Below are 23787 nucleotides of genomic sequence, written 5' to 3' on the forward strand. Positions count from 1 at the left end.
TCTGAATGTTCCGGACCGCGTCCTGAGATCGCGCCGGCCTTGTTATGGACACGTTACATTTCCGTCGGCGGCGCTGGAAGGATTATCACGGCACACACCGGCGGGTCGGTGATGCGGAATCAGCCTTTCACGGGAAGGCGGACGCGGAAGACGCTGCCCTGCCCGACCGTGCTTTCCGCGGTGATCGATCCACCATGCAACAGGATGATCTGCCGCACCGTGTGCAGACCGATTCCCGTCCCCGGCACGCCCGCGGAACCGGCCCCCCGGTAATGCCGCTCGAACAGCAGAGGCAACTCGTTCTGCGGGATGCCGCGGCCCTGGTCGGCCACCTCCACCACCGCCACGCAGCCTTCGGTGCGCCCGCGCACGGTGACGCGGCAATCACCGTCCGAATATTTGAAGGCGTTGTTCAGCAGGTTGTTGAAGAGCATTCCCAACAGATGCCCGTCGGCCATCACCACCGGCGGCAGATGGTCAAGCTCAAGCCGGAAGTCGCAACCGGCGTAGGCGGTGCGGAAGGGTTCGGTCACCGAACGCAGCAGCGCCGGCAGATCAACCTCCGCCCGCTGCACCTTCAGCGTTCCGCCCTGCAGCCTCTCGTCGGTCAGATGCGTGTCGATCAGTCCGGTCAGGCGCTGCACGCTGCTGCGGATGACGCGCAGCCGTTCCAGCGAGTCCGGGGTCTCCCGCTCCGCCCGCAGGGTCAACATCTGGGCGGCGCTGTCGATGATGGCCAACGGGGTGCGGAACTCGTGGCTGACCATGGTGACGAACTGGCGCTGCTGCTCGCGGGCGACCAGCTCCGCTTCCAGCGCACGCTCCACCCGCTCCTTGGCGGCGACCAGAGCGGCCTGGTTGGCGGCCAGTTCGGCCGTTCGCTCGCCAACACGCCGTTCCAGCGACTGGTTCAGCGCGACCAGATCCTCATAGAGGCACACATTGTCGAACCCGATGATGACGCGGGCGCAAAACAGCTCCAGCAGCCGGTGGTCGTCCTCGCGATAGGGCTCGCTCCGCTCCAGGGCGAAGACCGTCGTCCCATGCTCCCGCGTGCGGAAGGCGAGGATGCAGCGGGCCGAGCCGTAATTGCTCTGCTGCGTCTCGAAGGCGGCGATCACCTGGGCGGTCAGGTCGGGTTCCAGCGCGTCGGAGGCGGGTCGTCCGACGAAACGCGCGAAGCGGCTGGAGCCGGCGACCACCGTGGCCCGCGTCTTGCCGTCGCCGCGGTCCACCATGCGACAGGCCAGAACGGCGCCGCCGCTGTTGTCCACGACCTTGCTGAGCTGGTCCACCAACTCTTCCACCAGCGTGCGCATGGACCGGGTTTCGAACAGCGGTGCGGAGGCGGTGAGGATGCGCTCCAGCCCCTGGCGGTGCCGCTCGATGGTCACGATGTCGCGCCACGCCCGCAGTCCGCTGACCAGCGTGGTGAACAGACGCTGGGCGGTGAGTTCGCTCTTGGCCTTGTAGTCGTTGATGTCGTAGGCGACGACCACGTCCCGCTCCGGCGCCTGCCCAGGCTGGCCGGTACGCAGGATGATGCGCATGCGGCGGTTGTTGAGATCCTCGCGGATGAAGCGGACAAGACGCAGGCCGGCGTCATCGGTTTCCATCACCACGTCGAGAAGCGCCACCGGAATGTCCGGGCGCGTCAGAAGCAGCGACCGGGCGGCCGCGGCGGACAGGGCGCTGACCACTTCGAACGGGCGGCCTTCGAACTCGAAGTCGCGCAGCAGCACCTCGGTCATGGTATGAACCTGGGGATCGTCGTCGACCACCAGCACGGGCCAGGGATCCGCTGGTCGGGCGTTGGCCGCGGAGTCGTCGGCAAACCCGTCGTCGGGGCCGAACAGCGGCTCGTCGTCCAGACCTTCGTCCCTATCCTGGCCCATGGCCTCCTCCACGCACGACCTACCCTAATGGTTCCGCATCACCGGCCAGAAAGGCACCAAAGCGGTACGAGACCTAAGCCCGGCCGTCCAGAGCCGTATCAAATTGTCACAAAACGCGATGTTTTAGAGCCATCTAGCGCGAATTGGCGCCGATTCTGCCCTTTGATGAATACCCAAGTATTACCTTAATCTTTTATACTCTCCGAAAACGAGGGAGTGGGCCCGCGTATGGACATGGATCTGGGCATGGACCTCAAGGGCGGGAACCTCAATGCTGGGGATCTGGACGGCATGGAAGTGAACGGTTCGAACACGAACGGCGCGTCTGTCGGACGGTACGCGGTGTTCCGCCGAATCCTGTCATGCTTCGAGCAGAGTTCCGGTTCGTCGCGGACCGCGGAGCGGTCAGCCAGCCAGCCCATGCGCGCCCTGCTTCTCGGCCTGCTGTCCAGCCGGCGCCGGGCGCACACACGCCGACTGTGGGCGCGCTGGCTGGAGCCGGTGATGCTGCGCGATCCGGCCCTGCTGTCCATCGCGGACCCGTTGCCCGGCTGCATTCGCGTCATCGACACCGCCGGTTGGTGGCCGGCCCTGTCGCGGCGCATGGACGCCCTGCCGGTCACCGTGGAGACCCGCCTGGAGAACCGGCTGGCCGACGGCGTCCTGGACCGGGCCCTTGCCTCGCCGGAGATGGTCGACTGGGCCGAAACCTTGCGGGAGCGGTCGCTGGCCGTCCTGGACGCGTTGCGCACCGACCCCGGCGCGCTCGCCCTGTTCCTGGAGGAGGTCAACACGCATCGCATGCGTGCCGCCAGCACCCTGGCGATTCCCGGCGGGGTCGCGGCACTCCGCCCCTTGGACGGCACGGACGTGGACACTTTGGCCTCCGCGCTGCGCCTGTCGGACGGGTGGCGAGCCCTGGGAGGGCGGGCACCGGACATGGAGATCGACGAGCTGCTGGCCTGCGTGCGCGGCGCGATGACCGACGGCAGCGTCCCGCCGGAGGCGATGGCCCTCTTCGCGGTGGCCGGACTTTACACACACCGCGACCCCCTGCTGGGTGCGGCGCTTCGGGCGCTGTTGCCCCTGCCGCTGGTCGATGCCGCCGCCGCCTGGCTGACGGCGCACACGGAGGAAACGGCCGACGGCGTCACGGACGCGTCTCCGCTCGGCAGCGGTCCGGCACGGGGATTCGACCGCGGCCTGCACCTGTTCGAGGCCGCGCGGCGTTCCGAGAATGCCCTGTCCGGGGTGATGGGCACGGCCGGCGGAATGGGCGGACGCTGATGGTTCGGAAGGTGACACGATGAACATGGACACCTTCGCCTTCGCCGTGCTGGTGCTGTGCGTCGGCGCCCTCGGCCTTGCCATCGTCTATGAGGCGTCCCGCCTGACCGCCACCAGCAGCCGCAAGGCGCTGGCGCGGCGGAAGCTGGAGGTCCTGGCCGCCGACCTCGCCACCCTCGGCCGGCAGATCGAGGATGCCCAGGCCGAAAGCGCGTCCCGGCAGGAGTCCATCGACCGGTTGACCGCCGAGCGCGGGCGCCTGACCGGCCTGATCGCGTCGGTGAAAGCGTCCAAGATTGCCCTGGTGCACGAGATCGGCGACGCGCAGAGCGGCGCCCAGCGCTATGAGAGCGAGTTGCGCACCGTCCCGGATTTCGCCCGCCTCGACCCTCGGCGCATGCTGTTCGCGCGGGTGATCTGGGAGCGCCGGAACATCGCTCGCGTCTGGGCCGACACACCGGACGCCGCGGCCGCGATGCTTCAGCGCGCTTTCAGCACGCGCAACGGCGTCCTGTCCTCGCGGCCCGAGACGATTCCGCTGATCCCGGCCGGAAACGGGGCCAACGACGGCGCGCGGCCGGTCCCCCCATGACGGCGATCATCCTCTACGCGTCGCTGCTGCTCCTGGCGGCCAGCGTGCTGGTGAACCGGATGGGAGAACGCCGCGTCCGCGCGGCGCGCAACGAACTGACCACCGCCGACAAGGAGATCCGGGCCATGGAGCAGCGCGTCCAGGAGGCCCGGAAGACGCTGGAGACGACCCGCGGAAAGCTGGGCGGTCTGGAGGAGACGCTGACCGAGTCGAAGCGGCAGGCCGAACTGCTGGAACGGCAGCTCGACGCGGTCCAGCAGGCGCCGATGGAACTCTTCCACGTCTTCGACCGGCTGGAGGCCCGCCCCGGAACCATTTGGGAGGTGGCGGTGCGCCGCGCTCCGGATGCGCTCTTCACCAGCGGCGCCATGGCCGCCTCCTGGCGTGACGGACGGGCCTATCTGGTCGTCGCCGCCAACCAGAAGGAGGCGCTGGACCGCGTCGCCCAGCGCTTTCCGCGCGTCAACGGCTACGAGATCGGGCCGGTCCTGACCTGCCGCCTGTTTCTGCCCAAGGACGCGGCGGAGCGCAAACGGGCCTGAACCCGCCCTGTGAGCCCCGCCACAGCGTGGGGAGAACACCATGGTTAGAGTGGAGCGAACGACCCTCCCACCCTGGTGACCGCCATGACCCGCCGCACCGCACCGAACACTCAGCCCCCTTCCCCGTCGCAGCCGGCCCCCCGCGAGCGCCTCGCGCCCGCCTTCACGGTCCTGCCACTGGACGACCGCCGCTGCCCCCGCCGCGAGGTCGCCATGCTGTGCGAGACCGACAGCGGCCACCGCTGGGACGGGGCTTGACCGGGCCACCCGCATCCCTATATCCCGGTCGCCCTCCCGTGAGGACGACCTCACCACGGCACACCCGACCATGGCACACCCGACCATGGCACCACCGAGTCGGGCGTGGGGAGTTCGGCGGGGACGACCCTGCCTCCAATCCATCGGAGGTGTTCCGTGTCCTGGGTCATCCTGTTCTTCGCCGGCCTCTTCGAAATCGGCTGGGCCGTCGGCCTGAAGCAGACGGAGGGCTTCACCCGTCCCATTCCCACCGCCCTGACCGTCGCCTCGATGGTCATCAGCCTCGCCCTGCTGGGGATGGCGCTGAAGTCGCTGCCGCTCGGCACCGCCTACGCCGTGTGGACCGGCATCGGGACGGTCGGCACCGTCATCCTGGGCATCTGGCTCTACGGGGAATCCGCCGACATCCTGCGGCTCGGCTGCATCGCGCTGATCGTGGCGGGCATCCTCGGGCTGAAGCTGATCACACCGTGATGTGCCGTCCGTGACCCGCCGTCAGGCGCGCTCCTTCCGCAGCGCCGCCCGTGCGGCGTAGCCGATCCCTCCAACCACCGCAAGACCGGCAAGGAAGGCGAAGCCGCGCGCCGCGGTTCCCGTGGTGCTCAGCGCCAAGCGCTCCTCCTGCCCGGTGAAGCGCCCGTGCGTGCGGTGCAGGCCGGGCACCGGCTCGAACAGATTGTCGGGCCGGCCGGGCGCTTCCGCCTCCTCCGTCTCCTGCCCCTCGAAGGCGGTGAAGGCCACCCGGTAGTCGGCATAGGCGGGAAGCGCCTGCGTTCCGAGGATCGCCTCGGCGGTGGTGAAGCCCAGCCAGTGTTCCCGCTTCGGGTCCGCCGCGGCCTGCACGATGGCGTGGCCGATGTCGTCCGGGTCGAAGATGGCGCCGACCGGCTTCGCCCGGTGCGGCATGTGGCTGCGCGCCCAGTCGAACTGCGGGGTGTTGACGGCGGGCAGATGGACCATGGTCACCCGAACGCGGCTGCCGTCGTGGATCAGTTCCGAGCGCAGGCTGTCGATGAAGCCGCGGATGGCGCTTTTGGCCCCGCAATAGGCGGCCTGGAGCGGGATGGAGCGGTAGGCCAGCGCCGACCCGACCTGAAGGACCAGGCCGCGGTCGCGCGGCAGCATGCGGCGCAGCGCCGCCATGGTGCCGTGGACGGAGCCGAGATAGGTGACCTCGGTCACCCGCCGGACTTCCTCGGGTGTCAGGTCGCGGATGCGCCCGAACACCGTCACCATGGCGTTGTTGACCCAGACGTCGATGGGACCGAGCGCCCGCTCGGCCTGCTCCGCGGCGGCCTCCACCGCGCCGGCATCGGCCACGTCGGCGGGCAGCACCAGCGCCGTGCCGCCGAGCCGCTCGATCTCCGCCGCCACCTCCTTCAGCGCGTCACGGGAGCGGGCGATCAGCCCGACCGCCGCACCCCATTCCCGCGCGAAGGCGAGCGCCGTCGCCCGCCCGACCCCGGCGGACGCTCCGGTGACGACGACGACGGGCCGGTTCCGGCCGGCAGCGGGATTGGTGGGCATGGCGGCGGGGCTCCATGGGCTGGGACGGGCATCGACGCTGTCCCAACCCGCCCGGAGCCCGCCGGTTCCGCCGTCGTAGTTCCGCCGCCGTTGCGCTTACGGCGCCTCGACGATCTCGAAATCGTGGGTGATCGCGGCGGTGGCGCCCAGCATGATGGAGGCGGAGCAGTATTTCTCCGCCGACAGGGCGATGGCGCGCTCCACCTTCGCGGGGTCCAGGCCGCGCCCGGTGACCACGAAATGGACGTGGATCCTGGTGAAGACCTTGGGGTCGGTCTCGGCGCGCTCGGCCTCGATCTCGGCCACGCAGTCGGTGATGGCCTGACGGCCCTTCTCCAGGATCATCACCACGTCGAAGCCGGTGCAGCCGCCCATGCCGATCAGCAGCATCTCCATGGGCCGGATGCCCAGGTTGCGCCCGCCCGCCTCCGGCGCGCCGTCCATGATCACGGCATGGCCGCTGCCGGACTCGCCGACGAACATCCGCCCGTCAACCCACTTCACCCGCGCCTTCATGGCGGTCTCCCGATTATTGTTCGTCTTCCAATGGATGGCAGGGCTTGCAGCCGGTCGGCCAGGGCTCGCCCAGATCCTCCACGAAGCAGGTCCAGGACGGGCTTTCCAGCCGGATGCAGGCGCCGCCAGCGAAATTCAGGACCAGGGCGCCCTCCACCGCCTCGACGGAGAGCAGTTCCAGGATCTGCGCGCGGTTCCTCACGTCGAGGCCGCGGAGCTTGACCGCCGTCACCCCTTCGATCCGCACGCCGCAATTGACGCGCTCGAAGGGATTCAGCTGGTCGTCGTCGGCGGTGGGGCCGGGGCGGCGGCGGTCCGCCGTCTCCCACTTGAAGCGGTTGGCCACCAGCACGAAGCGCGCCTCTTCGGGCAGGAAGCACATGTCGCCGATCGGCAGGATGGCGTCCTGCAGACAGGCGGAGACGACTTTCAGATCCTCGGCATCCTGGGCGCGCAGGCGGATCGGCGTGGCGGTCATGGGCTTCCCTTCGCTGTGGGCACGGGCGCAGGACGCCGTCAGTCGTCCTCCGCCCGGATGCGTTCGATGTCCGCGCCGCAGGCCGCCAGCTTGTCCTCCAGCCGCTCGTAGCCGCGGTCGAGGTGATAGACGCGGTTGACCGTCGTCTCCCCTTCCGCCGCAAGACCGGCCAGGACCAGCGACACCGACGCGCGGAGATCCGTCGCCATAACGGGCGCGCCGGTCAAACGCTCCACACCCCGGACGAGGGCGGAGGAACCGTGCACCGTGATGCGGGCTCCCATGCGGGTCAGCTCGGGCGCGTGCATGAACCGATTCTCAAATATGGTCTCGGTGATCATGCCTGCACCCCTCGCCGTGCACATCAGGGCCATCATCTGGGCCTGAAGGTCGGTGGGGAAGCCGGGATAGGGCTCGGTCATCACGTCCACGCCGACCAGCTCGCCGTTGGCGCGGGACACGCGGATGCCCGTCTGGCCGTTGGTCTCGATCTCGGTGAACTCCACGCCCGCCGGGACCAGCGCCGTCACCGCCGCCTTGATCAGGTCCAGACGGCTGTTCAGGATGTCCAGCGTGCCGCCGGTCATCGCCGCCGCCATGGCGTAGGTGCCGGTCTCGATGCGGTCCGGCACCACCATGTGGCGGGCGCCGTTCAGCCGGTCCACGCCGACGATGGTCAGCCGGTCGGTGCCGATGCCGGTGATCCTGGCGCCCATCTTGACGAGGCATTCGGCGAGGTCGCTGACCTCCGGCTCGCGGGCGGCGTTGACCAGCACCGTGGTGCCGCGGGCCAGGGTGGCGGCCATCAGCAGGTTCTCGGTGGCGCCCACCGACACCTTGGGGAAGACATACTCGGCACCGCGCAGGCCGCCCGGCGGCGCCTTGGCGACGATGTAGCCGCCCTCGATGCGGATGTCCGCCCCCATGGCCTCCAGGCCCTTGATGTGCAGGTCCACCGGGCGCGCGCCGATGGCGCAGCCGCCGGGCAGCGACACCTTGGCCTCGCCGCAGCGGGCGAGCAGCGGGCCGAGCACCAGGACGCTCGCCCGCATCTTGCGGACGAGGTCGTAGGGGGCCGTGGTGTTGGTGATGTCGCGGGCGGTGAACTCCACCACGCGGCCGGCGCAATCCCCGCCCGCCCCGGCCATGTGGATCGCGACGCCGTGCTGGAGCAGCAGGTTGCACAGCGTGTTGATGTCCGCGAGGATCGGCAGGTTGGTGAGCGTCAGCGTCCCGTCGGTGAGGAGCGCCGCGGTCATCAGCGGAAGCGCCGCGTTCTTGGCGCCCCCGACCGTGATCGACCCGTGAAGGGGCTTGCCGCCGCGGATGCGGATCTTGTCCATGAAGCTGTCTTGTCCGGTCAGATGCTGTCGAAAAGGCCGAAGCCCGGCGGATTAGGCCATCTTGCGGGTCCGAGGGTCCACGACACGCCCATCGTCGGCGGACGTCTCGGGTCTTACGGGGATTGAATCTGTCAGGCGTTGTAGCGGAGCATGCGGGCACGCTCAAGGGAAGGAATTGAGGCTTTTTCTCATGGAAGCCCTTCTCCCGCCGCAATTGAAAGGACGGACCGCGTGACACAGGACAGCGCCCGGGACAGCATGGTGGCCGGGCTGACCCTCTCCCTTTCCGGGCGGCTCGACCCGGACGAGGTGAAGCAGATCCACGGCGAACTGCGCGCCTTCAACGAGCGCTTCACCGCCCCCTACGACCTGCGGGAGATCATGATCACCGTCCGCGACGCCGACGGGGCGTTGATGGCCGGGCTGACCGGCTACACCAACTGGGAGTGGCTGTATGTGGACTATCTGTGGGTCCATGACAGCCGGCGCGGCGGCGGGCTCGGCGCCCGGCTGCTCGCCGCCGCGGAAGAGGAGGCGGTGAAACGCGGCTGCCGCTGGTCGCGCCTCTACACCTACGATTTCCAGGCGCCGGGCTTCTACCGCAAGCAGGGCTACGCGGTGTGGGCGGAGATGGAAGGCTACCCGCCCGGGCACACGCAGATCTGGCTCAGGAAGGCTCTGCGGCGGGACGGGGAATAGCCTGCACGGCGGATTCGTTGCGCTTCAGGAAGACGATCACCGCGCAGACCACGGCCATTCCGGCCAGTTGGGGCGGCTCGAAGGTTTCGCCCAGCAGAAGGAAGGCCGTCACCCCGGCGAAGACGGGATCGAGCATGCCGATCACCGTCGCCGGGAACGGCTCGATGGTCTTCAGCCCCTCCAGATAGAGCCAGTAGGGCGCCACCGTGCCGAAGACGCCGATGAACAGCACGAACCCCATCGTCTCCCAGGTCACCTCGACCGCCGCGTAATCAATAGCCGGAGTGGCGAGCAGCCAGAACAGCGCCGACAGGAAGAAGGGCCAGAAGGTCATCGACCAGCTGTCCAGCCCCCGCCGGTGGCCGTGGGCGCAGCGGACGTTGTAGGCGGCGAAGGACACGGCGCAGAGCATGCCCACCGCCGCCCCCAGCGCGTTGCCCGACCACAGGGCCGGGTCGTAGGCGCCGACCAGCAGGAAGCAGCCGGCGGCGTTGCCCGCCAGGATCAGCGCCACCGCCCGGTTCATCCGGTGGGTGCCGAGCAGCAGCCCGGCGGCCACGATCAGCATGGGCGCGGTGTATTCCAGCATCAGCGCCAGCGCCACGTTGGTCAGGGCGATGGCGTAGAAAAAGGTCAGGTTGACCAGCGTCAGCCAGACCGCCAGCTCCCCCAGGAACGGCAGGTCCGCCCGCCGCACCCGGATCGGCCGGCCGAGCGCCAGCATGATCACGGCCAGCACGGCGGCAGAGACCATGGCCCGCACCGCGATCATGACCAGCGGCGGCATGGAAGCGACGAACATCATCTTTGCCGCCGTCCCGGCGATGCCGAACAACAGGGCGGAGGCGACGATGCAGCCATAACCCCACAGGCGCGCCCGCGCCGACTCAACCGCCATGGCCCTGCCCTGCCCCGTTCCGGATCGGCGGCAACGATACCGTGCGAGTGGAACCGGACCGATGCGGCAAATGCGTCATCGGTTAATGACAGTCAGCCCGGCTGGCCGTCCTTCTCCCGCCCGCGCGCCTGCTCCTTGCGCTTGCGCAGGTTCTCGCGCAGACGGGCGGCGAGCCGGTCCTGCTTGTCGTCCTTTTTCGGCGGGGCGGCGGGAGTCGCAGCGGGAATCTTGGTCGTCTCGTCGGTCGTCATGCGGCGCTCGCGGCAAGCGGAGCCGGGGCGGCGGCGCTGCCCCAGCGGCGGTTCCAGTCCTGGAACATCAGCACGTTCCAGAGCCGGTGCTGGTTGTTGCGGGTCCCGGCCAGATGCTCCGCCCAGCAGGCGCGGATCGGCGCGGGGTCGAGGAAGCCTTCCCGACGCAGCCGCCCCTCGTCCAGCAGATCCTCCGCCCAGTCGCGCAGCGGGCCGCGCAGCCAGCCGTCCAGCGGGATGGCGAAGCCGGCCTTGGGCCGCTCCACCAGGGCCGGCGGGACATGGCGGTAGAGCACTTGGCGCAGCAGCCACTTGCCCTTGCCGTCGCGCAGCTTCTGCGCTTGCGGCACGCGCCACGCGAACTCCACCACCCGATGATCGAGCAGCGGCACGCGCGCCTCCAGCGACACGCCCATGCTGGCGCGGTCCACCTTCGCCAGGATGTCGTCCGGCAGGTAGGTGATGCTGTCGAGATGCTGCATGCGCTCGACGAAATCCGGGATGCCCGCGGCCAGCCCGTCGTCCCAGGCCGGGCCATGGGGTTCCCGCCCGCCGCGGACCAGCGCGTCGGGGTCCTGCCATTGGCTGACCAGACGGCGGTAGATGGCGTCCGGCCCGGCGGCGTCCAGCACGCCGGCCAGCTTGTGCAGCTTGTCGCCGGTCTGGCGCGGGCGCCGCGCCTCGGGAATCAGCGCGGCCAGCGCGTCCCAGCCGGCGGGTCGGACGGCGCGGATCAGCCCGGCGGCGCCGCGCCGCAGCCCGGTGGGCAGCGAGGCCATGCGCCGCCACAAGGCGGGTGCCGTGAGATAGCGGTTGTAGCCGGCGAACAGCTCGTCCCCGCCGTCGCCGGACAGGGCCACGGTGACGGAGCGCCGGGTCATCTCCGACACCAGCAGCGTCGGGATCTGGGAGCTGTCGGCGAAGGGCTCGTCGTACCAGTCGGCCAGCTTCGGAATGATCTCCAGCGCGTGGCTGGCCTCCACCCGAAGCTCGGTGTGCTCGGTGCCGAGATGGGCGGCGACGGCGCGGGCGTGCACCGCCTCGTCATAGCCGTCTTCGCCAAAGCCGATGGTGAAGGTGCGCACCGGCCGCGCGCTCTGCGCCTGCATCAGCGCGACGACGGTGGAGCTGTCGATCCCGCCGGACAGGAAGGCGCCCAGCGGCACATCGGCCATCATCTGTCGCCCGACCGCGTCCTTGAGCAGCGCTTCCAGCGCGTCCGTCGCGTCGGCGTCGGACAGCGACAGCCGGTCGGCGATGCCGGCCCGTGCCGCCGCACCGGCGTCCCAATAGACGGTGCGCTCGGGTTCGCGCCCCGGACGGACGGTCAGGATGCTGCCCGGCTCCAGCTTGTGGACGCCCCGGTGGATGCTGTGCGGCGCCGGGACGTAACTGAAGCGGAGATAGGCAGACAGCGCGTCGCGGTCGATCTCCGCCGCGAAGGCCGGATGGGCGCGCAGCGCCTTGGGCTGGGAGCCGAACAGCAGAGCCCCGCCCATCCGCGCCCAGTAGAGTGGCTTCACCCCCAGATGGTCGCGGACGAGGTGGAGCGTGCGCTCGCGGCGGTCCCACAGGGCGAAGGCGAAGATCCCGACCAGACGGCGCACGGTGCGCTCGACGCCCCAGACGGCGCAGCCCTCCAGCAGCACTTCGGTGTCCGAATGGCCGCGGAACCGGTGGCCGGCGGATTCGAGTTCCGCCCGCAGATCCTGGAAATTGTAGATCTCGCCGTTGTAGGCGATCACCCAACGCCCATCCGCCGATTCCATCGGCTGGCGGCCCAGCGGCGACAGCTCGACGATGGCGAGCCGCCGATGACCGAACGCGATCCCGGCCTCCCCATCGGCCCACACGCCGTCCCCATCGGGACCGCGGTGGGCGATGGTGTCGGCCATGCGCCGCGCCGTGGCCTCAAGGCCGGACTCGGAGCCCGGGCCGGCCAGGAAGCCGCAGATGCCGCACACGGTGCGCGCCCTCGCCCTTAGTGGTCGGACCGGTGCAGGATGCTGTCGCGCAGACCCGTCTCGTAGGCCATGCCCTCGGCGGTCACGACCCCGTAACCGGGATCGCGGCGCAGCATGCCCTTGCGTTCGAGGATGGTCCAGACGGCCTCGTTGGTCAGGCCGGTGGCGTCGCGGGAGGCGACGACCGCGCTGCCCAGATGGAAGTGGTTGCCATGGGCGTGCGGCAGGTTGGTGACCTGGAAGGCCCCCTCCTCGCCTTCGACCGGCTTCTGCTCCAGACGGGCGAGTTCCTGAAGGAGGGTCAGCGTCTTGAGCTGCAGCGGGTTGAGGTTCGCGGGATTCTTCTTCGGCGGCATGGATGTCCGGCTCGGCAACGTGATTAAGGTTGCGGCAGTAGATCGGGTGCGCCCGGCGCCTGTCAAGCGGCGGGCGATTTTTGCGGACTGGCGTCCGGGCATCGGCTCGGGCATAAGACGGGCTGTTGACGCGCGCGCGCGTGACTTTTTTAAAGGCAAGCGTCTGGCCGGCGCAGGCCCGTCAAGGATGGTGGATATGACGATCGTGGTCACCGGCGCGGCCGGTTTCATCGGCTCGCACGTCGCGGCGGCCCTGCTGGATCGCGGCGAGACGGTGTTGGGGATCGACAACCTCAACGACTACTATTCCGTGGCGTTGAAGGAGGCGCGGCTGGCCCGCCTTGCCGCCCGCCCCGGCTTCCGCTTCGTCAAGGCCGACGTGTCCGACCGCGCCGCCATCGAGGCGCTGGCCCCCGACTTCGCGGAAGGGACCGGCGTCGTGCATTTGGCCGCCCAGGCCGGGGTGCGCTATTCGCTGGAGAACCCCTACGCCTATGTGGACGCCAACGTCACCGGGCAGGTGGCGATGCTCGAAGCGGCGCGGCGCATGCCGAAGCTGCAGCATTTCGTCTACGCCTCCACCTCCTCCGTCTACGGCGCCAACAAGAAGATGCCTTTCTCGGTGGAGGACCGCGTCGACTCCCCCATGTCCATCTACGCCGCCACCAAGAAGGCGGCGGAGATGATGACCTACGCTTACTGCCACCTCTACAAGTTTCCGGCGACGGGCCTGCGCTTCTTCACCGTCTACGGCCCCTGGGGACGTCCGGACATGGCCGCCTATCTGTTCGCCGACGCGATCATGGCGGGCCGTCCGATCCGCGTCTTCAACGAGGGGCGGATGAAGCGCGACTTCACCTTTGTCGAAGACATCGCGGCGGGCGTCCTGGCTACGCTGGACCGTCCGGCCAAGCCCGACGCCAACGGCGCGCCGCACACCGTCTACAACCTCGGCAACAACCGCACCGAGGACCTGATGCGCTTCATCGGCATCATCGAGGAATCGCTGGGCCGCGAGGCGGTGAAGGTCATGGAGCCCTTGCAGATGGGCGACGTGCCGGAAACCACCGCCGACATCGAGGCGAGCCGCCGCGACCTGGGCTATGAGCCGAAGACGCCGATCGACGTCGGCCTGCCCCGCTTCATCGCTTGGTACAAGGACTATCACGGCATTGCCTGAGGCCCGTCCCGTGAGCACCCGACCCACACACGCCGGCCGCAAGCTGATCTATCTGGTGACGGAGGACTGGTATTTCTGGTCCCACCGCCTGCCCATGGCCCGCGCCGCCCGCGAGGCCGGGTTCGAGGTCGCCGTCGCCACCCGTGTCGACAAGCACGGCCCCCGCATCGAGGCGGAGGGTTTCCGCGTGCTTCCCCTGTCCTGGCAGCGGCGCAGCATCAACCCGGCGGGCGCCCTGTCCGCCGTGGCGGAGATCGCCGCGCTGTACCGGCGGGAAGCGCCGGATCTGGTCCACCACGTCGCCATGAAGCCGGTTCTGCTGGGCGGGCTGGCCGCCGGGCTGGCCGGGGTGCCGGCCGTGGTGAACGCGCTGACCGGGCTGGGCTCCGCCTTTCTCGGCACCGGCGGGCTGAAGTCCCGCATCGCCGGGGCCGCGGCCCGCCCGCTGCTGCGCAGCGTGCTGAAGCGCCCGAACAGCGTGACCATCCTGCAGAACGAGGACGACCGGAAGACGCTGGTGGCCGCCAGGCTGCTGCCCGACGAGCGCGCCTGGATCATCCGCGGCTCCGGCGTCGACACCGCCCATTATCAAGTGCTGCCCGAGCCGCCGGAACCACCGGTGACGGTGGGCTGCGTCGCCCGCCTGCTGGCCGACAAGGGGGTCGGTCCGCTGGTCGAGGCGCAGCAGACCCTGCGGGCCAAGGGGCTGGACGTCCGGCTGCTGCTGGCCGGCACGCCCGATCCGGAAAACCCGACCTCCGTGACGCAGGGCGAGTTGGACCGCTGGGCCGCCCTGCCCGGCGTCGAACTGCCCGGCCACAGCGCCGACGTGCGGCAGATCTGGGCGCGCTGCCACATCGCCGTGCTGGCCTCCCGCCGCGAAGGGCTGCCGAAGAGCCTGCTGGAGGCCGCGGCCTGCGGGCGGGCCATCGTCGCCACCGACGTGCCGGGCTGCCGCGAGGTGGCGCACGCCGGCGAGAACGCCCTGCTGGTCCCGCCCGATAACGCCGCAGCCCTGGCCGACGCACTGGAAGCCCTGGTGCGCGACGCCGCCCTGCGCCAGCGCTTCGGCGCCGCCAGCCGGCGTCTGGTCGAATCCGACATGGCGTCCGACCGGGTGGGCGCGAAGACGGTCGAGCTGTACCATCGGCTGCTGGCGTCCACCCAGCCCGGCACGGCCCCGGTCGCGGAGGCTTCATGAGCGGCTCCCTGGCCTTGTGCCTCGCCCTGTTCCTCGCCCTGGCCGGCAGCTTCGCGCTGTCCTGGCTGTTCACCGGGCGCGTGCTCGCCTATCTGCGGCGCAAGGCGATCCTCGACCACCCGAACGACCGCTCCAGCCATTCCATTCCGACGCCGCGCGGCGGCGGCTGGGGCGTCATGCTGACGCTGCTGCCCGTCTGGACGCTCATCGCGATGACGGCGGACCATCCGCTGCGGGCGCTGCCCATCCTGGCCGGAACGGTAGCGCTGATGGCGGTGTCCTGGATGGACGACCGGCGCGGGCTGGGTCCGGCGCCGCGATTCCTCGCCCAGATTGCCGCGGTGGTCGCAGGGCTGAGCGCGCTTCCCGGCGATGGCTTGGTGTTCCAGGGACTTTTGCCTTTCTGGGTGGATCGGCTGGTGGCCGCGGTCGGCTGGCTGTGGTTCGTGAATCTGTTCAACTTCATGGACGGCATCGACGGTCTGGCCGGCAGCGAGGCGGCGTCCATCGGCGCCGGGCTGGCGCTGGTTGCGGCGCTCGGCGCGCTCGACCCGGCGCTGGCGCTCTATGGGCTGGCCGCGGCGGGGGCGGCGCTGGGCTTCCTGGTGTGGAACTGGCACCCCGCCAAGCTCTTCATGGGCGACGTCGGCAGCGTGCCGCTGGGCTTCACGCTGGGCTGGCTGCTGCTGGCCCTGGCGGCATCGGGGCCGTGGGTGGCGGCGTTGCTCATCCCCGCCTATTTCCTGGCCGACGCCACCGTCACCTTGCTGCGCCGTCTGGCCGAGGGCAAGAAGGTCTGGCAGGCCCACCGCGAGCATTTCTATCAGAAAGCCATCCAGCGCGGGCGCAACCACGCCCAGGTGGTTCGGCTGGTCCTGGCGCTGAACGCCGTGCTGCTGCTGCTGGCCGTGGCGTCTCTGGCGCACGGCTGGGCGGTGCTGCCGGCGGGGGGGGCTGCGGTCGTGCTGCTGCTGGCCCTGCTGGCGCGGCCTGTGCGGGCGGCGGCGTGATGCGCGTCCTGGTCACCGGGGGCACCGGTTTCGTCGCGCGGACGGTCATTCCCCTGCTGGTGGAACGCGGGCACAGCGTGCGCGCCGTGGTGCGCCGCCCTGACGTCGCGGTTCCACAGGCAGCGGATACCGTCACCATTACCGATATCGGCCCCGCCACCGCCTGGGGTAACGCCCTTCAGGGCATGGACGCGGTGGTCCATCTGGCCGCCCGCGTCCATGTCATGCGCGACCGCGAGTCCGATCCGCTGGCCGCCTTCCGCCGCGTCAACACCGCCGGCACCCGCGTGCTGGCCGAGGCCGCCGCGGCGGCGGGCGTCAAGCGCATGGTCTATCTCAGCAGCGTCAAGGCGCTGGCCGACGAGAGCCGGCCGGAGGAACTGAGCGAGGAGACGGAGCCCGATCCGCACTCCCCCTACGGCATCTCCAAGCTGGAGGCCGAACGGGCGCTGGCGGAGATCTCGGCCCGCACCGGGTTGGAAGCCGTGGTGATCCGCCCGCCGCTGGTCTACGGCCCCGGCGTGGGCGGCAACTTCCTGCGGCTGATGCAGGCGGTGGACCGCGGCATCCCCTTGCCGCTGGGCGCCCTGGAAAACCGGCGCAGCCTGATCTTCGTGGGCAATCTCGCCGACGCCATCCAGGAGTGCCTGACCCACCCGCAGGCGGCCGGCGGCCGGTTCCTGGTCCATGACGGACGCCCCATGTCCACCCCGGAGCTGGTGCGCGCCATCGCGGAGGCGCTGGGCAAGCCCGCGCGCCTTCTGCCCGTGCCGCCGTCCCTGCTGGCGCTCGCCGCGCGGCTGGCCCGGCGGGAGGCCATGCTGGACCGCGTCGCCGGCTCGCTGGTGATCGACGACGGCGCCATCCGCCGCGCGCTGAACTGGCGCCCGCCCTGCTACCCCGCGTACGGCTTGCGCCTGACCGCCGAATGGTTCAAAGCTGTGCGCGGCTGAACGGCCAGGATGGGCCTGGGATTTCCCGAAAGGGAACGGCTCCGGCGAAGCGATAGTCTAAGGTAAAGCGCATGCGTATCCCGTCTCCGCGGGCGTCCCTCGTCTACCTGCATGATCTGACGATGACGGCCGCCGCCCTGGTCGTGGCTCTGTATCTGCGCGTGGGCGAGCAGGCGTTCCAGGAATACAGAGACCCGCTGCTGACGGGATTGCCCATCCTGGTGCTGATCGCGGCGGTGGTGTTCCGTTTCTCCGGGCTGTACCGCGGCATCTGGCGCTACGCCTCCGTCCCCGATCTGGCGCAGCTCCTGCGCGCGGTCACGACGGTCGTGCTCTGCTTTCTGGCGGTCATGTTCCTGCTGACCCGGCTGGAGTCCCTGCCACGGTCCCTGCCGGTGATCCTGTGGTTCGTGCAGCTCGTTCTGTTGGGCGGGCCGCGCTTCGCCTACCGCCTTTTGAAAGACCGCCGTCTCGGCCTTCACGATCGGGAAGCGGGGGGTGTGCCGCGCATCCCGGTGCTCCTGCTTGGCGTCAGCGACGCGGCGGAGCTGTTCATCCGCTCGCTGGACCAGAACGCCGGCGCCGCCTACCGCGTGGTCGGCCTGTTGGACGACAAGAACCGGCGCATCGGCCACGCCATCCGCGGCGTGCCCGTCCTCGGCGGCCCGGACGACCTGCCCCGCGTGGTCGAGGATCTGGCGCAGCGCGGCGACCGTCCGCAGCGCCTGATCGTCGCCAAGGGTCAGGCCGACGTGACCGGCACCGTGCTGCGCGACCTGCTGGAGCAGGCGGAATCGCTCGGCCTGTCCATGGCCCGCCTGCCCAGCCTGACCGAGTTCAAGTCGGCGCTGGGCGAAGGCAAGATCGAGGTGCGCCCGATCGCGCTGGAGGATCTTCTGGGCCGCCCCCAGGCGGTGCTGGATCGCGGCGCCATCGCCAGCCTCGTCACCGGGCGGCGCGTCGTCGTCACCGGAGCGGGCGGCACCATCGGCAGCGAATTGGTCCGCCAAATCGCCGCCCTCCAGCCGGAGACGCTGACCCTCGTCGATGCCGGGGAATTCAACCTCTACAGCATCGAGATGGAGGTGCGGGAGCGCTTCCCCGCCCTGGCGCTCCAGGCGGTGATCGCCGATGTGCGCGACCGCGACCGCATCTTCCGCCTGTTCCAAACGCAGCGCCCGCACATGGTCTTCCACGCCGCGGCGCTGAAGCATGTGCCGCTGGTGGAGGCCAACCCGGCGGAAGGCGCCCTGACCAACGTCATCGGCACCCGCAACGTCGCCGACGCGGCGCGGGCGGGTGGCTGTCAGGCGATGGTTCTGGTGTCCACCGACAAGGCGATCCGCCCGACCAGCGTGATGGGCGCCACCAAGCGCTTCGCCGAGTGCTATTGCCAGGCGCTCGACATGCTGCCGCCGCGCGACGGCAGTGAGACGGCGACCCGCTACATGACGGTCCGCTTCGGCAACGTGCTGGGCTCCAGCGGGTCGGTGGTGCCGCTGTTCACCCGCCAACTCGCCAAGGGCGGCCCGCTGACCGTCACCCATCCCGACATGCGCCGCTACTTCATGACGGTGCGTGAGGCGGTCGAGCTGGTGCTCCAGGCATCGGCCCACGGCGTGGCCCGTGTGGAGGAGCGCGGCAAGGTGCTGGTTCTCGACATGGGTGAGCCGGTGAAGATCGTCGACCTTGCGCGGCAGATGATCCGGCTGGCCGGTTACCGGCCCGGCCACGACATCAAGATCGAGTTCACCGGCCTGCGCCCCGGCGAGAAGCTGTTCGAGGAGATCCTGACCTCGACGGAGGCTCCGACGCGCACGGAGGCCGACGGCGTGTTCCTCGCCTCCCCCCGCGTGATCGACTACGCCCTCATCAACCGCGCGCTGGGCGAGCTTGAATCGGCCGCGCGGGCTGGGGATGCGGAGCGGGTGATGACGATCCTGTCCAACATCGTCCCCGATTTCCGCGCGGAGGCCGTCCTGCCGCCGCCGAGCGCCTTCGGCAACGCCGCGGCGGGCGGCGAGGCCGGGGCGCTGAACCAGGGCGGTTCCGACTGAGCGACGGGGAAGCGGACGTGACCATGGGCGGGGATTTTCCCGCCTATTTTTCTTTGCTGAAAAGGCACTTCACCGCTTGCATCGGAGCAAAGCCTGTGGCATAACCCGCGCCACTTCGACGGTTGGCCGCAAGTTCTTCCCGGCCAGCGACACCGTCCCGGCGCTGCCGTAGCTCAGTGGTAGAGCACTCCCTTGGTAAGGGAGAGGTCGAGAGTTCAATCCTCTCTGGCAGCACCATCCTCCCCCTTCGTTTTTTCTTTGAGAATGCTGAAGCGCAGCCGTTGGCCGGCTTGCGTGGCTTTTTGCGTTCTGCGTCCGCCACGACGAAACAGCCCGGCCGTCCCCAACACCTCAAAGAGAAACGCCGCCCCGGATCGCTCCGGAGCGGCGTTTCTCTTGGAACCCGGGGGCGCCGTCGTTAGTCGACGACGGTCACGCCACGGCGGTTCTGCGCCCAGGAGGCCTCGTTCGAGCCGAGGACCGCCGGCTTCTCCTTGCCGTAGGAGATGACCTTGACGCGCGAGGCATTGATGCCGCCGGCGACGAGGTAGTTCTTCACCGAGTTGGCGCGGCGCTCGCCCAGGGCGAGGTTGTACTCGCGGGTGCCGCGCTCGTCGGCGTGACCTTCGACGGTCACGGTGACGTTCGGGTACTGCTTCAGCCAGGACGCCTGACGGTCCAGGGTGGCGCGAGCCTCCGGAGCCAGGTCGTAGCGGTCGAGACCGAAGAACACGCGGTCGCCGACGTTGACGACCAGGTCTTCCTGCGAGCCCGGGCGGATCTGGCTGGACGTGGCGGCGCCAGTGGCGTTGGCGTTGCCGGCATCCTTCGGAGCGGTTTCGCAAGCGGCAACCAGAGCGACGGCGGCGATCAGGCTCAGATACTTGATACGCATGTTAAATGACCCCCTAAGCGACACGAGATGTTTTGACCGGATTGTGAAGGAAGAACGCCGCCGACTTCCGCCAGACCCCGACGGAAGTACCGACCTCCGGCCTTCGTCTTGAGCGTCGTTCTTGCGCGCGCAAAATAGGGCTACTCCACTAGGGAATCAAGGGCGACCATGCGGGATCGGAGCCGTCGAGCGGAGTGATCACACGGCGTTCGTTTGCGCCCGTCACATCAATCGTGTAGAGCTTCGCGCTTCGCCCGCGGCCGTCGCCGGCCGGAACGTCGCGGAAGAAGCTCAGTACGCGGCCGTTCGGCGCCCAGGTCGGGCCTTCGACGTGGAACGACTCGGTCAGGATGCGCTCGCCGGTGCCGTCCGGACGGATCACGCCGAGCGCGAAGTTGCTGCCGCGCTGGCGGGTGAAGGCGATCAGATCGCCGCGCGGCGACCACACCGGCGTGCCGTAGCGGCCCTCGCCGAAGGTCAGGCGCTTCTGCCCCGAACCGTCCGCGCCCATGATGTAGAGCTGCTGGCTGCCGCCGCGGTCCGACTCGAAGACGATGCGCTGGCCGTCCGGCGAATAGCTGGGGCCGGTGTCGATGCCCGGCGAATCGGTGAGCTGGGTCTGGCGGCGGGTGCGCAGATCCAGGGCGTAGATGTCGGTGTTGCCGTTCTGCGCCATGCTCATGATGACCTTGTTGCCGTCCGGCGAGAAGCGCGGGGCGAAGGTCATGCCGACGAAGTCGCCGAGGACTTCCTGGCGGCCGCTGTCGATGTTGAACAGGTACACGCGCGGCTTCTTGTTGAAGTACGACATGTACGTGATTTCCTGGGTCGCCGGCGAGAAGCGCGGCGTCAGGACGAGGTTCTTGCCGTCGGTCAGGAACTGGTGGTTCTCACCGTCCTGATCCATGATGGCGAGCTGCTTCTTGCGCGCGTTGGCCGGACCGGATTCGGCCACATAGACGATGCGCGTGTCGAAATAGCCCTCCTCGCCGGTCAGCCGCTTGTAGATGGCGTCGGCGACGATGTGGGCGATGCGGCGCCAGCTGTCGGCGGTCGCGGTGTAGCTCAGCCCCTGCATGTACTGGCCGGCGGCGACGTCCCACAGGCGGAAGTCGACCTTCATGCGGCCGTCGCCCATGGCGGTGGTGTTGCCGGCGACCAGCGCCTGGGCGCCGACGGCGCGCCAGTCCTGATAGCGCGGCTCGCCGGAGCGGAGCTGGTCCGGGGTCTGCAGGAAGCCCTTGGGGTCGAGCGGACGGAACAGGCCCGACCGCTCCAGATCGGCGGCGACCACCTTGGAGATGTCCGAGCCGACCTGCGCCTCGCGCCCGCCGGCACCGGCGAAGCTGGTGATGGCGATCGGCAGCGGCTCGACCACGCCCTTGGTGATGTCAATTCGCACCTCGGCGCGGGCCGGGGCGGGCGCCGCGACGCCGAGGGCGAGCAGCAGGGCGCCGGCGCAACCGGCGGCCTTCAGCAGAAGCCTCGTCTTCTTCGTCATGGTCAGAACATGTCCCTCGGGTCGAAATTGAACACGAAGTAACGCCACTCTTCATACCGGGCGGGCGTGAAGTCGCCGGAGAACTCGCTGATGGGCAGGGGGCTGGCCCGCTTCACCGCGCGCAGCGCGGCGTCGGCCGATGCCCGGAAGGCCGCGTCCGACATGTAGCGGGAGCGGTACCTCTCGTTGATCGTCGCGTTGAGGACCGAACCGTCGCGGCCCAGCTCAACGATGATCTCCACCTGCATGTTCCCGGCGTCCTTGCGGCCCGGGTCGAAGTTCCAGTTCTTGCTCACCGCCCCGCGGATGCCGTCGATGGCGCGCCCGGACGGCTTGAACGGCTTGTCCGGACCGTTCACCGCCTTGGCGGCTCCCGAGGGCGCCGCCGATGCGGCGGCGTTCTGGGTCGGCTTGGCGTCGGCCTTGCTCTCCGAAGCCGCCGGTTTGGCCGGGGCGTTCTTCTGAACGTTCTTCAGAAGGTCGGCCAGCGCGTCGGTCTTCTCCGGCGGCTTTTCCGGCTTCTTCGGTTCGGCCTTCGGCGGTTCCGGCTTGGCCGGCTCGGGCTTCTTGGGCTCGGGCTTGGGCGGTTCCGGTTTGGCCGGTTCCGGCTTCGGCGGCTCGGGCTTCTTCGGCTCCGGCTTCGGGGGCTCGGGCTTGGGAGGCTCAGGCTTCGGCGGTTCCGGTTTGGGCGGCTCCGGCTTCGGAGGCTGCGGCTTCGGTTCCGGCTTGGGCTCGGGCGGCTTGACCACCGGCGCCGGCTCCGGATCGGGCGGCGGCGGGGGTGGCGCCGGCTTGGGCGGCGGCGGCGGTTCGCGCGCCGGGGGCGGCGTCACCTGGGCGACCTTGGGCGGCTCCGGAACCTTCGGCTCGGGCCGGGGCGGCGGCGGGGGCGGGGGCTCGCTGGCCGGTTCCGGCGGCGCGGGAGCCGGCGGACTCGGCTTGGCCTCGGGGACCGGCGGCTTGGGCGCCGACGGTTTGGGCTCGCCCTTGTCGACGCGCGCGGCCTGGGTCACCTCGCCCATGTCCACGATCTCGATCGGGATGGACTCGGGGATGTCCAGCTTGCGATCGCTGGGCGGCATGCCGAGCACGAACAGCGCGACCAGCGCGACGTGCAGCGTTGCCGAGGCGATCAGGGGTTTGCGCATGGGTCAGCCTTCAACTCGCCGTGGCGTCTCAGCGCTGCGCCGAGCCGCCGACGCGCGGCCCGGTGGCGCCCGGCCCGCTGGGCATCTCGGCGACCAGCCCGACCTTCTTGAAGCCGGCGGCGCTCATGGTGCCCATCACCTCCAGCATCTTGCCGTAGGCGATCTTCGCGTCGCCGCGCACCAGGATGCGGGCGTCTGGGTTGTTGTTGGTCACGGCGATCAGCAGCGGCACCATGTTGGCCGTCTCCACCGCCGTTTCCTGCACATAGACCCGGCCGTCGGACTGGACGGTCACGAACAGCGGGTCCTTCTGCGCCTCCAGCGGAGCGGCGTTGGTCTTCGGCAGATCGACCGGCACGCCGACGGTCAGCAGCGGTGCGGCGACCATGAAGACGATCAGCAGCACCAGCATGACGTCGATGAAGGGCGTCATGTTGATGTCGGCCATCGCGCGGTATCCGCGGCGGCGGCCCCGACCGTGGCCGCCCTTTCCTGCGAGCTGGGCTCCCATGTCAGGCGGCTCCCCGCTCCTCGAGGTGGCGCGACAGAATCGCCGAGAACTCGCCCGAGAAGGTCTCCAGCCGGTCGGCGTAGCGGCCGAGGTCGGTGGTGAACTTGTTGTACGAGATCACGGCGGGAATGGCGGCCACGAGACCCAGCGCCGTGGCGAACAGCGCCTCGGCGATGCCGGGGGCGACGACGGCGAGGCTGGTGTTGCCCGACGCGGCGATGGAGGTGAAGGAGTTCATGATGCCCCACACCGTGCCGAACAGACCGATGAAGGGGGCCGTCGAACCGACCGACGCCAGGAAGGTCATGTAGCGCTCGGCGCGCAGCATCTCGCGCCCGATGGTCACCGACATGACGCGCTCCACCCGCTGCTGCAGCGAGCCCTTCATGGAACCGATGCCGCGGTCGGCGGCGTGGCGCCATTCGCGCATGCCGGCGGCGAAGGTGGCCGACATCGGATCGGTCGGGTTCTGGCCGATGCGGTCGTACAGGGCGTCCAGCGAACCGCCCGACCAGAAGCTCTCCTCGAAGGCGTCCGCCTGCGCGTTCAGGCGGCGGATGCGCATCAGCTTCTCGATGATGATGGCCCAGCACCACACCGAGGCAACCAGCAGCATCAGCATCACGACCTTGACGATCAGGTCGGCCTGCCAGAACAGGCCCCACATCGTGATGTCGTGGGCCTTCGCCGCGGCCCCGGCCACCTGGGCGGAATTCAGATCCATC

General features: G+C 69.6%; 25 protein-coding genes and 1 tRNA gene. 12 read left to right on the plus strand and 14 right to left on the minus strand.

Features of this window, described 5'->3' with window-relative positions; genetic code table 11:
- Nucleotides 1–119: 119 nt before the first annotated feature.
- Nucleotides 120–1895, minus strand: coding sequence for an ATP-binding response regulator (locus AC1DVI_RS19980; RefSeq protein ID WP_476959466.1), 1776 nt, complete (start codon nt 1893–1895; stop codon nt 120–122).
- 228 nt (nt 1896–2123) lie between these two features.
- On the opposite strand from AC1DVI_RS19980, the gene AC1DVI_RS19985 reads away from it, so the two are divergent.
- From AC1DVI_RS19985 to sugE, 5 genes are all read left to right on the plus strand, one after another.
- Nucleotides 2124–3182 carry a hypothetical protein gene (locus AC1DVI_RS19985; protein WP_476959467.1) on the plus strand — a complete coding sequence of 353 codons (1059 nt, stop codon included), beginning with the start codon at nt 2124–2126 and terminating at the stop codon, nt 3180–3182.
- 19 nt (nt 3183–3201) lie between these two features.
- Nucleotides 3202–3774: a hypothetical protein gene (locus AC1DVI_RS19990; protein ID WP_476959468.1), complete on the plus strand. Its 573-nt coding sequence runs from the start codon at nt 3202–3204 to the stop codon at nt 3772–3774.
- Nucleotides 3771–4316 (plus strand): hypothetical protein, encoded by a 546-nt coding sequence (locus tag AC1DVI_RS19995; RefSeq protein ID WP_476959469.1) that lies wholly within the window; start codon nt 3771–3773, stop codon nt 4314–4316. Before AC1DVI_RS19990 ends, AC1DVI_RS19995 begins: the two co-directional genes overlap by 4 nt.
- A gap of 84 nt (nt 4317–4400) precedes the next feature.
- Nucleotides 4401–4574, plus strand: a complete 174-nt coding sequence (locus tag AC1DVI_RS20000; protein WP_476959470.1) for a hypothetical protein — start codon at nt 4401–4403, stop codon at nt 4572–4574.
- A gap of 156 nt (nt 4575–4730) precedes the next feature.
- Entirely contained in the window at nt 4731–5048 is a 318-nt protein-coding gene (gene sugE / locus AC1DVI_RS20005) for a quaternary ammonium compound efflux SMR transporter SugE (RefSeq protein ID WP_109069639.1), read from the plus strand.
- Nucleotides 5049–5069: 21 nt separating this feature from the next.
- Here the strand turns inward: sugE and AC1DVI_RS20010 are convergent, their stop codons facing one another.
- The 4 genes from AC1DVI_RS20010 to murA form a co-directional block, all read right to left on the minus strand.
- Entirely contained in the window at nt 5070–6101 is a 1032-nt protein-coding gene (locus AC1DVI_RS20010; RefSeq protein WP_476959471.1) for an SDR family oxidoreductase, read from the minus strand.
- Nucleotides 6102–6197: 96 nt separating this feature from the next.
- Complete coding sequence (locus tag AC1DVI_RS20015; protein WP_149163376.1) at nt 6198–6617, minus strand: OsmC family protein; 420 nt, start codon at nt 6615–6617, stop codon at nt 6198–6200.
- Between the two features lie 13 nt (nt 6618–6630).
- Nucleotides 6631–7095: a DUF2948 family protein gene (locus tag AC1DVI_RS20020; protein WP_476959472.1), complete on the minus strand. Its 465-nt coding sequence runs from the start codon at nt 7093–7095 to the stop codon at nt 6631–6633.
- Between the two features lie 38 nt (nt 7096–7133).
- Nucleotides 7134–8438: a UDP-N-acetylglucosamine 1-carboxyvinyltransferase gene (murA, locus tag AC1DVI_RS20025; RefSeq protein ID WP_476959473.1), complete on the minus strand. Its 1305-nt coding sequence runs from the start codon at nt 8436–8438 to the stop codon at nt 7134–7136.
- Between the two features lie 231 nt (nt 8439–8669).
- On the opposite strand from murA, the gene AC1DVI_RS20030 reads away from it, so the two are divergent.
- Entirely contained in the window at nt 8670–9137 is a 468-nt protein-coding gene (locus AC1DVI_RS20030; RefSeq protein ID WP_476959474.1) for a GNAT family N-acetyltransferase, read from the plus strand.
- Here the strand turns inward: AC1DVI_RS20030 and AC1DVI_RS20035 are convergent.
- The 4 genes from AC1DVI_RS20035 to AC1DVI_RS20050 form a co-directional block, all read right to left on the minus strand.
- The gene (locus tag AC1DVI_RS20035) at nt 9106–10035 is read right to left on the minus strand and encodes a DMT family transporter (protein WP_476959475.1); all 930 of its coding nucleotides are present in this window, start codon (nt 10033–10035) and stop codon (nt 9106–9108) included. The two genes, AC1DVI_RS20030 and AC1DVI_RS20035, sit on opposite strands and share 32 nt — an antisense overlap.
- 92 nt (nt 10036–10127) lie before the next feature.
- On the minus strand, nt 10128–10286 hold the full coding sequence (locus AC1DVI_RS20040) for a hypothetical protein (protein WP_170295713.1): 159 nt from the start codon (nt 10284–10286) through the stop codon (nt 10128–10130).
- The gene (gene asnB, locus AC1DVI_RS20045) at nt 10283–12250 is read right to left on the minus strand and encodes an asparagine synthase (glutamine-hydrolyzing) (RefSeq protein ID WP_476959476.1); all 1968 of its coding nucleotides are present in this window, start codon (nt 12248–12250) and stop codon (nt 10283–10285) included. The genes AC1DVI_RS20040 and asnB overlap by 4 nt, the downstream gene beginning before the upstream one ends.
- A 17-nt stretch (nt 12251–12267) precedes the next feature.
- Nucleotides 12268–12606, minus strand: a complete 339-nt coding sequence (locus AC1DVI_RS20050) for a hypothetical protein (protein WP_149163371.1) — start codon at nt 12604–12606, stop codon at nt 12268–12270.
- Nucleotides 12607–12802: 196 nt separating this feature from the next.
- Between AC1DVI_RS20050 and AC1DVI_RS20055 the strand changes: the two genes are divergently transcribed.
- The 6 genes from AC1DVI_RS20055 (at nt 12803) to AC1DVI_RS20080 (ending at nt 19244) form a co-directional block, all read left to right on the plus strand.
- On the plus strand, nt 12803–13786 hold the full coding sequence (locus AC1DVI_RS20055) for an SDR family NAD(P)-dependent oxidoreductase (RefSeq protein WP_476959477.1): 984 nt from the start codon (nt 12803–12805) through the stop codon (nt 13784–13786).
- A 10-nt stretch (nt 13787–13796) separates the two neighbouring features.
- Complete coding sequence (locus AC1DVI_RS20060) at nt 13797–14987, plus strand: glycosyltransferase family 4 protein (protein ID WP_476959478.1); 1191 nt, start codon at nt 13797–13799, stop codon at nt 14985–14987.
- Entirely contained in the window at nt 14984–15997 is a 1014-nt protein-coding gene (locus AC1DVI_RS20065; RefSeq protein WP_476959479.1) for an MraY family glycosyltransferase, read from the plus strand. Before AC1DVI_RS20060 ends, AC1DVI_RS20065 begins: the two co-directional genes overlap by 4 nt.
- A complete protein-coding gene (locus tag AC1DVI_RS20070; RefSeq protein ID WP_476959480.1) occupies nt 15997–16950 on the plus strand; it encodes an NAD-dependent epimerase/dehydratase family protein in 954 nt (317 codons plus the stop codon). The genes AC1DVI_RS20065 and AC1DVI_RS20070 overlap by 1 nt, the downstream gene beginning before the upstream one ends.
- 71 nt (nt 16951–17021) lie before the next feature.
- A complete protein-coding gene (locus AC1DVI_RS20075; protein ID WP_476959481.1) occupies nt 17022–19007 on the plus strand; it encodes a polysaccharide biosynthesis protein in 1986 nt (661 codons plus the stop codon).
- A gap of 162 nt (nt 19008–19169) precedes the next feature.
- Nucleotides 19170–19244: transfer RNA gene (locus tag AC1DVI_RS20080), tRNA-Thr, on the plus strand.
- Nucleotides 19245–19425: 181 nt separating this feature from the next.
- Here the strand turns inward: AC1DVI_RS20080 and pal are convergent.
- The 5 genes from pal to tolQ form a co-directional block, all read right to left on the minus strand.
- A complete protein-coding gene (gene pal, locus AC1DVI_RS20085; protein ID WP_149163366.1) occupies nt 19426–19902 on the minus strand; it encodes a peptidoglycan-associated lipoprotein Pal in 477 nt (158 codons plus the stop codon).
- A gap of 148 nt (nt 19903–20050) precedes the next feature.
- Complete coding sequence (gene tolB, locus AC1DVI_RS20090) at nt 20051–21403, minus strand: Tol-Pal system beta propeller repeat protein TolB (protein WP_149163365.1); 1353 nt, start codon at nt 21401–21403, stop codon at nt 20051–20053.
- Nucleotides 21404–21405: 2 nt separating this feature from the next.
- The gene (locus tag AC1DVI_RS20095; RefSeq protein ID WP_476959482.1) at nt 21406–22551 is read right to left on the minus strand and encodes a hypothetical protein; all 1146 of its coding nucleotides are present in this window, start codon (nt 22549–22551) and stop codon (nt 21406–21408) included.
- 28 nt (nt 22552–22579) lie between these two features.
- A complete protein-coding gene (gene tolR / locus AC1DVI_RS20100; RefSeq protein ID WP_014240514.1) occupies nt 22580–23062 on the minus strand; it encodes a protein TolR in 483 nt (160 codons plus the stop codon).
- Nucleotide 23063: 1 nt separating this feature from the next.
- Complete coding sequence (gene tolQ, locus AC1DVI_RS20105; protein WP_476959483.1) at nt 23064–23786, minus strand: protein TolQ; 723 nt, start codon at nt 23784–23786, stop codon at nt 23064–23066.
- Nucleotide 23787 lies beyond the last annotated feature (1 nt).

It is taken from the genome of Azospirillum sp. P4_B5 (genome assembly GCF_056402275.1).

Coding starts and splice junctions, on each gene's coding strand:
- AC1DVI_RS19980 (WP_476959466.1), bottom strand. CDS start 1,895: ATGGGCCAGGATAGGGACGAAGGTCTGGACGACGAGCCGCTGTTCGGC.
- AC1DVI_RS19985 (WP_476959467.1), top strand. CDS start 2,124: ATGGACATGGATCTGGGCATGGACCTCAAGGGCGGGAACCTCAATGCT.
- AC1DVI_RS19990 (WP_476959468.1), top strand. CDS start 3,202: ATGAACATGGACACCTTCGCCTTCGCCGTGCTGGTGCTGTGCGTCGGC.
- AC1DVI_RS19995 (WP_476959469.1), top strand. CDS start 3,771: ATGACGGCGATCATCCTCTACGCGTCGCTGCTGCTCCTGGCGGCCAGC.
- AC1DVI_RS20000 (WP_476959470.1), top strand. CDS start 4,401: ATGACCCGCCGCACCGCACCGAACACTCAGCCCCCTTCCCCGTCGCAG.
- AC1DVI_RS20010 (WP_476959471.1), bottom strand. CDS start 6,101: ATGCCCACCAATCCCGCTGCCGGCCGGAACCGGCCCGTCGTCGTCGTC.
- AC1DVI_RS20015 (WP_149163376.1), bottom strand. CDS start 6,617: ATGAAGGCGCGGGTGAAGTGGGTTGACGGGCGGATGTTCGTCGGCGAG.
- AC1DVI_RS20020 (WP_476959472.1), bottom strand. CDS start 7,095: ATGACCGCCACGCCGATCCGCCTGCGCGCCCAGGATGCCGAGGATCTG.
- murA (WP_476959473.1), bottom strand. CDS start 8,438: ATGGACAAGATCCGCATCCGCGGCGGCAAGCCCCTTCACGGGTCGATC.
- AC1DVI_RS20035 (WP_476959475.1), bottom strand. CDS start 10,035: ATGGCGGTTGAGTCGGCGCGGGCGCGCCTGTGGGGTTATGGCTGCATC.
- AC1DVI_RS20040 (WP_170295713.1), bottom strand. CDS start 10,286: ATGACGACCGACGAGACGACCAAGATTCCCGCTGCGACTCCCGCCGCC.
- AC1DVI_RS20050 (WP_149163371.1), bottom strand. CDS start 12,606: ATGCCGCCGAAGAAGAATCCCGCGAACCTCAACCCGCTGCAGCTCAAG.
- AC1DVI_RS20055 (WP_476959477.1), top strand. CDS start 12,803: ATGACGATCGTGGTCACCGGCGCGGCCGGTTTCATCGGCTCGCACGTC.
- AC1DVI_RS20065 (WP_476959479.1), top strand. CDS start 14,984: ATGAGCGGCTCCCTGGCCTTGTGCCTCGCCCTGTTCCTCGCCCTGGCC.
- AC1DVI_RS20070 (WP_476959480.1), top strand. CDS start 15,997: ATGCGCGTCCTGGTCACCGGGGGCACCGGTTTCGTCGCGCGGACGGTC.
- AC1DVI_RS20075 (WP_476959481.1), top strand. CDS start 17,022: ATGCGTATCCCGTCTCCGCGGGCGTCCCTCGTCTACCTGCATGATCTG.
- pal (WP_149163366.1), bottom strand. CDS start 19,902: ATGCGTATCAAGTATCTGAGCCTGATCGCCGCCGTCGCTCTGGTTGCC.
- tolB (WP_149163365.1), bottom strand. CDS start 21,403: ATGACGAAGAAGACGAGGCTTCTGCTGAAGGCCGCCGGTTGCGCCGGC.
- AC1DVI_RS20095 (WP_476959482.1), bottom strand. CDS start 22,551: ATGCGCAAACCCCTGATCGCCTCGGCAACGCTGCACGTCGCGCTGGTC.
- tolR (WP_014240514.1), bottom strand. CDS start 23,062: ATGGGAGCCCAGCTCGCAGGAAAGGGCGGCCACGGTCGGGGCCGCCGC.
- tolQ (WP_476959483.1), bottom strand. CDS start 23,786: ATGGATCTGAATTCCGCCCAGGTGGCCGGGGCCGCGGCGAAGGCCCAC.